The sequence below is a fragment of the Streptomyces polygonati genome (genome assembly GCF_042650325.1).
Classification (GTDB): Bacteria; Actinomycetota; Actinomycetes; order Streptomycetales; family Streptomycetaceae; genus Actinacidiphila; species Actinacidiphila polygonati.
Window position 1 is genome coordinate 359,470 of record NZ_JBHSBB010000019.1, and the last position, 10,299, is coordinate 369,768.

Below are 10,299 nucleotides of genomic sequence, written 5' to 3' on the forward strand. Positions count from 1 at the left end.
GTCGCCGCCCCCGGGGACAGCTCCGTCATGCCGCCCGTCCTTGTGCCGGTCATGGTAGCCGCACCCCGCCGTTCGCCACACCCTGTCACCGCCAGGTCACTCAACACGCACCGGAAACGTAGGCGGGGACCAGAAGGTTCCCTGATTCCACTGCCCTCACACCTCGCCCGACACACGGGTCGGCAAAAGATACGCCTGCCGGGGCCGACCGCCTCCCCCGGCACGCCGGACGGCCGGACCGGCCCCTCCGGCGCGCCCCGGGGGCGCGCCGGTCAACGCGCGTGCATCCACTGTTCCATGAGCGTGAGCAGATGATCAGTGTCCACCGGCTTCGTCACATAATCCGACGCTCCGGAGTCGATGGCCTTCTCCCGGTCGCCCTTCATCGCCTTCGCGGTGAGCGCGATGATCGGCAGCCCGGCGAACTGCGGCATCTTCCGGATCGCCGTCGTCGTCGCGTATCCGTCCATCTCCGGCATCATGATGTCCATCAGCACCACGGCGATGTCGTCGTACTGCTCCAGGACCTCGATGCCCTCCCGGCCGTTCTCGGCGTAGAGGACCGTCAGTCCGTACTGCTCCAGCACGCTGGTCAGCGCGAAGACGTTACGGATGTCGTCGTCGACGATCAGCACCTTCTCGCCGCTGAAGCTGCCGGAGAAACCGGCGTACGCCTCGCCCTGCGCCTCGTCCGCCCACGGCTCGGCCGCGCCGAGCTGGGCCTGCCCGTAGCCGTGCACGCTGCTCGGTCCCAGGTCGCCGCCCTGGCCGTTATGCCCGTAGCCCTGGCCGTAACCCTGGCCATAGCTCTGGCCGTAACCCTGACCGTTGCCCTGGGCGCCCGGGTGGCCGCCGCCCCCCGAGGAGTGCGGGGCCGGCGGCAGGGCGGAGCGGCGGCGCAGCCGCGCCAGGCTGCTGCCGGGGCTGCGGGTGCGGCCCTGCGCGCTCTGGTCGATGTCCGCGCCGTAGCCGCCGACGGCCAGCTGCGGCAGCGCCGGAGGCACCTCGCCGAGGCTCAGCGGCAGATACAGCGTGAAGGTCGAACCGCGTCCCGGCTGGGAGTCGGCGTGGATCTCACCGCCCAGCAGCCGGGCGATCTCGCGGCTGATCGACAGGCCCAGGCCCGTACCGCCGTACTTGCGGCTGGTGGTGCCGTCGGCCTGCTTGAACGCCTCGAAGATCACCCGCATCTTGCCGGCCGCGATGCCGATGCCGGTGTCGGTCACCGAGAACGCGATCAGCGGCTGGTCCGGCTCGCGCAGTGTCCCGGCCTCCAGCAACTGCTCGCGGATGGACTGCGGCACCTCGGTTCCGGCCGGGCGGATCACCAGCTCCACCGAGCCGCTGTCGGTGAACTTCACCGCGTTGGACAGCAGATTGCGCAGCACCTGGAGCAGCCGCTGCTCGTCGGTGTGCAAGGTGACCGGCAGCTCCGGCGAGACCCGTACCGAGAAGTCCAGGCCCTTCTCCGCGGTCAGCGGCCGGAAGGTGGCCTCCACGTAGTCGACCAGCTGCACCAGCGCGATCCGGGTCGGCGAGACGTCCATCTTGCCCGCCTCGACCTTGGACAGGTCCAGGATGTCGTTGATCAGCTGGAGCAGGTCCGATCCGGCGCCGTGGATGGTCTGGGCGAACTCGACCTGCTTCGGCGACAGATTGCCGTCGGCGTTGTCGGCCAGCAGTTTGGCCAGGATGAGCAGCGAGTTGAGCGGGGTGCGCAGCTCGTGCGACATGTTGGCGAGGAACTCCGACTTGTAGCGCATCGAGACCGCGAGCTGCTCGGCGCGCTCCTCCAGGACCTGCCGGGCCTCCTCGATCTCGGTGTTCTTCACCTCGATGTCGCGGTTCTGCCGGGCCAGCAGCTCGGCCTTGTCCTCCAGTTCGGCGTTGGACATCTCCAGCGCGCGCTGCCTGCTCTCCAGCTCGGCGGAGCGTTCCTGCAGTTGCTCGGTCAGCTCCTGGGACTGCTTCAGCAGTCCCTCGGTCTTGGTGTTGACCGAGATGGTGTTGACGCTGATCGCGATGATGTCGGTGATCTGGTCGAGGAAGTCCTTCTGGATCTGGGTGAACGGCTGGAAGGCGGCCAGCTCGATCACGCCCAGCACCCGGCCCTCGAACAGCACCGGCAGCACGATCACATGGGACGGCGGCGCCTCGCCGAGCCCGGAGGTGATCTTCAGATAGCCCGGCGGCACATGCTCGATCAGGATGCTGCGCTTCTCCACCGCCGCCTGTCCGATCAGCCCCTCGCCGGGCAGGAAGACGGTGGACCTGGTGCGCCGGGAGAAGCCGTAGCTGCCGATCAGCTGCAGTTCGTACTCCTCGCCGGCCTCCGTGGTGTCCTCGGTGAGGAAGAACGCGCCGTGCTGCGCGGAGACCACCGGGGTCAGCTCGCTCATGATCAGCGCGGCCACGTCGCCGAGGTCGCGGCGGCCCTGCATCAGACCGGAGATACGGGCCAGATTGCCCTTGAGCCAGTCCTGTTCCTTGTTGGCCAGCGTGGTCTCGCGCAGCCTGACGATCATCGTGTTGATGTAGTCCTGGAGTTCCAGGATCTCGCCGGCCGCGTCCACGTCGATCCGCAGATTCAGGTCGCCGCGGGTCACCGCGGTGGCGACCTGGGCGATGTTGCGCACCTGCGAGGTCAGGTTGTTGGCCATCAGGTTCACCGACTCGGTGAGGTCCTTCCAGATGCCGGAGACGTCCGGCACCCGCGCCTGACCGCCCAGACGGCCCTCGGTGCCCACCTCGCGGGCCACCCGGGTCACCTCGTCACCGAAGGCGGACAGCTGGCCGACCATCGTGTTGATGGTGGTCTTGAGCTCCAGGATCTCGCCGCGGGCGTCCACATCGATCTTCTTGGACAGGTCGCCGCGGGCGACCGCCGTGGTGACCTGCGCGATCTGCCGGACCTGGCCGGTCAGGTTGGAGGCCATCCCGTTGACGGACTCGGTGAGGTCCTTCCAGGTGCCCGCCACGCCCGGCACCCGGGCCTGGCCGCCGAGGATGCCCTCGGTACCGACCTCGCGGGCGACCCGGGTGACCTCGTCACCGAACGCCGACAGGGTGTCCACCATCGTGTTGATGGTGTTCTTCAGCTCCAGGATCTCGCCCCGGGCGTCCACATCGATCTTCTTCGTCAGATCGCCGTTGGCGACCGCCGTGGCCACCGAGGAGATCGACCGCACCTGACTGGTCAGGTTGTTGGCCATCAGGTTGACGTTGTCGGTGAGGTCCTTCCAGATACCGGAGGCGTCCCGCACCCGTGCCTGGCCGCCGAGCTGGCCCTCCGTGCCGACCTCGCGGGCCACCCGGGTGACCTCGTCACCGAACGCCGACAGGGTGTCCACCATCGTGTTCACGGTGGTGACCAGGGCCAGGATCTCGCCCTTGGCGTCGACGGTGATCTTCCGCGACAGGTCGCCCTGCGCGACCGCGCTCGTCACATCGGCGATGTTGCGGACCTGCGAGGTCAGGTTGTTCGCCATGAAGTTGACGGACTGGGTGAGGTCCTTCCACGTCCCGGACACGCCCTTGACCTCGGCCTGCCCGCCGAGGATGCCCTCGGTGCCCACCTCGCGGGCCACCCGGGTCACCTGCTCGGCGAACGACGACAGCTGGTCCACCATCGTGTTCAGGGTGTTCTTCAGCTCCAGGATCTCGCCCTTGGCGTCCACGTCGATCTTCTGCGACAGGTCGCCGCGCGCGACGGCGGTGGCCACCTGCGCGATGTTGCGGACCTGGCCGGTGAGGTTGCCGGCCATGAAGTTCACCGAGTCGGTCAGGTCGCGCCACACACCGGCCACACCGGGCACCTGCGCCTGGCCGCCCAGCCGCCCGTCGGTGCCCACCTCGCGGGCCACCCGCGTGACCTGCTCGGCGAACGACGACAGCTGGTCCACCATCGTGTTGATGGTGTTCTTCAGCTCCAGGATCTCGCCCCGGGCGTCCACATCGATCTTCTGCGACAGGTCGCCGCGTGCGACCGCCGTGGTGACCTGGGCGATCTGCCGGACCTGGGAGGTCAGGTTGCCGGCCATGAAGTTGACGGAGTCGGTCAGGTCCTTCCAAGTGCCGCTGACCCCGTCCACCCGCGCCTGACCGCCGAGACGGCCTTCGGTGCCCACGTCGGTGGCCATCCGCGTCACCTGGGCGGAGAAGGAGCCCAGCTGGTCCACCATCCGGTTCACGGTGTTCTTCAGCTCCAGCATCTCGCCGGAGACGTCCACCGTGACCTTCTGGGTCAGATCGCCGTTGGCGACCGCCGTGGTGACCTGCGCGATGTTGCGGACCTGACCGGTGAGGTTGCGGAAGGCGGTGTTCACCGAGTCGGTGAGGTCCTTCCAGGTGCCCGCCGCGCCGGACACCTGCGCCTGCCCGCCGAGGATGCCCTCGACGCCCACCTCGCGGGCCACCCGGGTCACCTCGTCACCGAACGAGGAGAGCTGGCCGACCATCGAGTTCACGGTGTTCTTCAGCTCCAGCATCTCGCCGGAGACGTCCACCGTGACCTTCTGCGACAGGTCGCCGCCCGCCACCGCCGTGGTGACCTGCGCGATGTCCCGCACCTGGGCGGTCAGATTGCGGAAGGCGGTGTTCACCGAGTCGGTGAGGTCCTTCCAGGTGCCCGCCGCGCCCGGGACCTGGGCCTGCCCGCCGAGCTGGCCCTCGGCGCCGATCTCGCCCGCGACCCGGGTCACCTCGTCGGCGAAGGTCCGCAGTGTCTCGGTCATGGCGTTGATCGTCTCGGCGAGCTGCGCGACCTCGCCGCGCGCCCCGATGGTGATCTTCTGCGTCAGGTCGCCGTTGGCGACCGCCGTGGTGACCTGCGCGATGTCCCGCACCTGCGCGGTCAGATTCCCGGCCATCAGATTGACGGAGTCGGTCAGGTCCTTCCACACACCCGCCATGCCGGGCACCTGCGCCTGACCGCCGAGCTCTCCCTCGGTGCCGACCTCACGGGCGACCCGGGTGACCTCGGAGGAGAAGGAGGACAGCTGGTCCACCATCGAATTGACGGTGTTCTTCAGCTCCAGCATCTCGCCGGCCACATGCACGGTGACCTTGCGGGACAGGTCGCCCTTCAGCACCGCCTGGGTGACCAGCGCGATGTCCCGGACCTGGGCCGTCAGCCGGTACGCCATGGTGTTGACCGAGTCCGTCAGGTCCTTCCAGGACCCGGCCATCCCGCGCACCTTCGCCTGGCCGCCCAGCTTGCCCTCGGTGCCGACCTCGCTGGCGACGCGGGTCACCTCGTCGGTGAACGCGGACAGCTGGTCGACCAGCCCGTTGACCGTACGGCCGACCTTCAGGAACTCCCCGCGCAGCGGGTGCGCCGACCCGTCGGCGTTCTGCGCCCGCAGGTCCATCCGCTGCACCAGATCGCCCTCGGCCACCGCCGACAGCACCCGGCCGACCTCGGAGACCGGCCGCACCAGGTCGTCGACCAGCGCGTTGGACGCCTCGATGGCCGCCGCCCAGGCGCCCTCGCTGGCGCCGGTCTCCAGCCGTTCGTTGAGCTTGCCCTCCCGGCCGACCACCCGCCGGACCCGGGCCAGCTCCCCGGTGAGGTGCTGGTTACGGTCCGCGACCTCGTTGAAGACCGCGGCGATCTCGGCCATCGGGCCGTCGCCGGACACCGTGAGCCGCTTGCGGAAGTTCCCGTCCCGCATCGCGGCCAGCGCCCCGAGCAGCTTGGTGAGCGCGGCCGAATCGACCTCTACCGTCCCGCTGCCACGAGATCGCCCGTTCTTCGTACGCGTGACTGTGCCCCGCGCCGATGCGCCAGACTCCACCGTGTCCCTCCTGGAGGGTCGATCGACCTGCGGATGTGCATGTTTTCTGCCGAGCAAACATGCCTAGTGTTCCACCATCGCCCACCGGCCCGGCAAACTTCCGTCGTAACCATCTCACCGGAACGGTCGTTGGCCTATGGAGGGCGGGACTCGTCCTTCGCCACGGCTGTGCTGTCCGGCGAGAAGCCTGTCCCCCGGGGCGGGAGGAGTCCCAGCGGTTCGGCACCATCGCACGCTCGATGGCACCTGCCGACTGCGCGGTGTGTTCAACCCCTGATCACTGTGGCGCTTCGCCATCCGCGCATCGCATATAGAGGGACAAGCGTCACAACGCTTCCCGGTTTCGTACCGCATGGGACGGCCGCCGTCCCACGCACTAGCCTTGCCTGATGGCAGTGCGACACTCGGCTCGTGGTCGGGGAACTGGTGGGAGCGCGACCGGACACAGCCTCCGGGGGAACACCGAAACACTCACGAGGAGATCTGTGATCACGGCGCGGGCAGCGGCCAGCTTCGAACCCGTGGGGCGCTCCGTCGCCGTCGCCCGGGCGTTCGTGCGCGACACCCTGCACGGCTGGGGCTTCGCCGACGTGGTGGACGACGCGGTGGTCCTCACCAGCGAGCTCGTCACCAATGCCGTGGTGCACGCGGGCACCGCCGCCGACGTGACCTGCCTGCGGTACGAGACAGCGGTCCGGGTCGAGGTCGCCGACCACTATCCCGAACGCGAGATCCCGATGCAGCCGCGCGGCCGCCAGTTCCGCGACGGCGACAACGAAGGCGGTCGCGGCCTGCTGCTGTGCGCCGCGCTGGCCGGCCGCTGGGGCGTGGAGTACACCGCCGCCGGCAAGACCGTCTGGTTCCAGCTCGACCTGCCGGAGCGTCCGGCCGGCACCCGCTCGGCCGGTCCCGTGATGCCCGTCACCGATCTGCCGGTCGCCGACGAGCGGGTCCGGGTCGCCGTCATCCAGGCCGACAACCGCGCCGTCATCACCCGGTGGAACGACGACGCGGCGGATCTGTTCGGCCACGCCCCCGCCGACATACTCGGCAAGTCGCTCGCCGACATCACCGCCTGGCCGCAGACCCCCGGCACCGGCATCGGCCTCGCCGAAGCGCTCCAGCTCTCCCGCTGGGAGGGCACCTACGGCCTGCGCGACGCCGGAGGCCGCGTCCTGCCCGTCTACGGCTCCCACCTGCGGGTCCGCGACAGCGCCGGCGAGCCCTCCACCGTGTGTCTGCTGGTACGCGCCGAGGAGCGCGCCGTCCTGCAGAGCCCGTCCCGGGGCCCGGCGCACTCCGACCCCAGCCTCACCCAGCGCGGCAAGAGCACCGACGCGTTCGAGGTCTTCATCGGCTCCCCCGCCCCCGACGACCTCGACAGCCTCCTCCAGCGCACCGTCGAACGCGCCCGCGACATGCTCGACGGGGACGCCGCCTACCTGCTGCTGGCCACCGACGACGAGACCGAGCTGGAGGTACGCGCCTCCACCGGCCTGCCCTCGGCCCGGCAGCGCTTCGCCCGGGTCCCCGTCGAGGCCGGCACCGGACGCTACGGCAGTGCCAGGATGCCCGCGGTGCACGAGGACCTCACCGCCGTACCCGGCGCCGTACCGCTGCTGTCCGGCACCGGCATGCGTTCGGTGGTCACCGTGCCGCTCAAGGTCGAGGGCCGCCTGACCGGCTCCATCGGAGTCGCCGCCGAGGCGCCCGGCCGCTACTCCAACCAGGAGGCACTCCGCCTCCAGTTCGCCGCCGACCGGATCGCGCTGGCCGTCGAAAGCGCCCGCCTCACCGAGCTGGAGCGGCTCCGCCGCGGCTCGCTGTCCTTCCTCGTCGAGGCCTCCGACCTGCTGGCCGGCACCCTGGAACGCGATCAGACACTCGCCTTGATGGCGCAGATGACCGTACCGACGCTGGCCAGCTGGTGCGCCGTCTACACCATCGCCGAGCAGTCGCAGTCCGAACCGGAGCTGGCTTTCGTCCTGCACGAGGACGAGGACCGCATCGACGGCATCAAGGCACTGCTGTCCCAGGTACGGCCGCCCGCCCCGGACCCGACACCCGGCGCCCGGATCTGGACCGACCCGTCGGACGTGGCCCACTCCAGCGCCCTGCGCGCCTCGCTGCGCAGCCTCGGCGTGGGGTCGGCCGCCGCGGCCTCCTCGGCGGTGAGCAGCCGCCCCGCGAACACCCCCGGCATCCAGCTGGCCACCGCGGCCGCGATCGGCGGCGAGACAGTCGTGCTGCCGCTGGTGGCCCGCAACCGCGTCATCGGCATGCTCACCCTCGGCAAGCCCACCGACGAGCGCTTCCGCCAGGAGATCCTGGAGCTCGCCGAGGATCTCTCCCGCCGCGCCGCCCTGGCCCTGGACAACGCCCGCCTCTACAGCGAGCGCACCGCCATCAGCCAGGCCCTCCAGCGCAGCCTGCTGCCGCCGGAGCTGCCCCGGGTGCCCGGCGTCGAAGTCGAGGTCGTCTACCGCGCCGCCGGTGAGGGCAATGAGGTGGGCGGCGACTTCTACGACCTCTTCCCCATCCGCGACGGCTGCTGGGGCTTCGCCATCGGCGACGTGTGCGGTACGGGCCCGGAGGCGGCCGCCGTGACCGGCCTGGCCCGGCACGCGCTGCGCCTGCTGGCCCGCGAGGGCTTCGGCGGCCCCGCGGTGCTGGAACGGCTCAACGCCGCCATCCTGGACGAGGGCGCCCGCAGCCGCTTTCTCACCCTCCTCTACGGCGAGCTGTGGCCGCAGCACGACGGAAGCGCGGTGCTCCGCATGGTCTGCGCCGGACACCCGCTGCCGCTTCGCCTGCGCCCGGACGGCACCGTGGAACCGGCCGCCGAACCGCAGCCGCTGCTGGGCGTGATGGAGGATCTGGAACTCTTCGAGCAGTCCATCACCCTCGACCCGGGGGATGTCCTGCTCTGCGTCACCGACGGCGTCACCGAGCGCCGCGAGGGCACCCGGATGCTGGGCGACGACGGCCTCGCCGATGTCCTGGCCACCTGCACGGGCCTGACCGCCGGCGCGGTCGCCTCACGCGTCCAGCGGGCGGTCGAGCGGTTCGCCTCGGACGCGCCGTCGGACGACATGGCGATCCTCGTGATGCGGGTACCGAAGTAACCGCGTTCCGGCACCGGAGACAGCCGCGGAAGCACGTGCCAGGACACGTGCGGGGACAGGAACGCGGACACGTACAGGGACAAAAGGAAAGGCCCCCGCCATGGAGGCGGGGGCCTTGTCCTGCTGAGCCCCAATACGGAATCGAACCGTAGACCTTCTCCTTACCATGGAGACGCTCTACCGACTGAGCTATTGGGGCGGGTCAACGGGAAGATCGTAGCGCATGAACTGGTGTGCGGTGAAACCCGATCGGCGGTTGTCGACGCGCGGTCAGATCAGTCCGCCGAGGGCATTGCAGGCGTCGGCGACATGTGTCAGCTCCCGCTGGTTGAGCCCGGAATGCACCGGCAGCGACAGCGCGTCGGCGGCCACCAGCTCGGTCTGCGGGAGTACGGTCCCCGACCGGTGCGCGGGCATACGGTGCACCGGTACGGGAACGCTCACCGTCGCCCTGACGCCGCGGACGGCCAGGGCCCGGGCGAAGGCGTCCCGGTCGGGCCGGCCATTGCCGGGCACCCGCACGGTGTACTGGTGATAGAGGTGACGGGCGCCCGGCTCGGTGTACGGCACGATCACGCCGGTCAACGCCGAGTCCAGGAAGCGTGCGTGCGCCCGGCGCCGGGCCACGGTCCCGATGTCCTCGGCGGTGCCGCCCTCCTCCACGATGGCCAGTGCGTAGCGCCCGGCCAGTTCGCCGAGCCGCGCCAGCGGCGCGGGATGCCCGAATACGCTGACCGGCAGGATCGCCGCCGTGCGGGAGGTGACGCTGGCGGCGACCGCGTCGGGGTCCAGGCAGAACGTCCGCGGATCGATGTCCGCGAAGACCGGTACGGCGCCGGCCAGCCGCACGGCGTCGGCGGGCGCGCTGGGCCCGAAGGACGGCACGATCACCTCGTCGCCAGTGCCGATGCCCAGCTCGACCAGAGCGTTGCGCAACGCGGAGGACGTCGAGTCCGAAGCGATCCTGTGCTGCCGTCCGGCAGTCGTCATCTGCTGCACGTCTCCACACCTCCGCCTGTCGAGGCGCCCAGAGTCTCCGGGCGATGTGAACGTGAGGTGACGGGAAGCAAAAAAGCCCCCGCCCCCGAGGCAAACCTCGGGGGCGGGGGCTGAATAATTGTTCGGCGGTGTCCTACTCTCCCACAGGGTCCCCCCTGCAGTACCATCGGCGCTGAAAGGCTTAGCTTCCGGGTTCGGAATGTAACCGGGCGTTTCCCTAACGCTATGACCACCGAAACACTATGAAACACACACCACCCGCACACCAGGCAGGGACACCATCCCCCTAAAGGGAACAGCTCCCCGCCAGGGGGGTTCGGTGGCTGATTGTTTCAGAACCACACAGTGGACGCGAGCACACATGGACAAGCCCTCGGCCT

Annotated in this window: 3 protein-coding genes, 1 tRNA gene and 1 rRNA gene; 1 reads left to right on the forward strand and 4 read right to left on the reverse strand. The window is 69.9% G+C overall.

What is annotated here, in order from left to right; genetic code table 11:
* Positions 1–272: 272 nt before the first annotated feature.
* Positions 273–5,795, reverse strand: a complete 5,523-nt coding sequence (locus ACFO3J_RS27125) for a HAMP domain-containing protein (RefSeq protein ID WP_386434489.1) — start codon at positions 5,793–5,795, stop codon at positions 273–275.
* 485 nt (positions 5,796–6,280) lie between these two features.
* Between ACFO3J_RS27125 and ACFO3J_RS27130 the strand changes: the two genes are divergently transcribed.
* On the forward strand, positions 6,281–8,920 hold the full coding sequence (locus tag ACFO3J_RS27130; RefSeq protein ID WP_386434492.1) for a SpoIIE family protein phosphatase: 2,640 nt from the start codon (positions 6,281–6,283) through the stop codon (positions 8,918–8,920).
* 126 nt (positions 8,921–9,046) lie between these two features.
* Here ACFO3J_RS27130 and ACFO3J_RS27135 read toward each other — a convergent pair.
* From ACFO3J_RS27135 to rrf, 3 genes are all read right to left on the reverse strand, one after another.
* Positions 9,047–9,119 (reverse strand) — tRNA-Thr (locus ACFO3J_RS27135).
* A 71-nt stretch (positions 9,120–9,190) separates the two neighbouring features.
* On the reverse strand, positions 9,191–9,910 hold the full coding sequence (locus ACFO3J_RS27140; RefSeq protein WP_386434495.1) for a DegT/DnrJ/EryC1/StrS family aminotransferase: 720 nt from the start codon (positions 9,908–9,910) through the stop codon (positions 9,191–9,193).
* A gap of 129 nt (positions 9,911–10,039) precedes the next feature.
* A 5S ribosomal RNA gene (gene rrf, locus ACFO3J_RS27145) occupies positions 10,040–10,156 on the reverse strand.
* Positions 10,157–10,299: the final 143 nt, after the last annotated feature.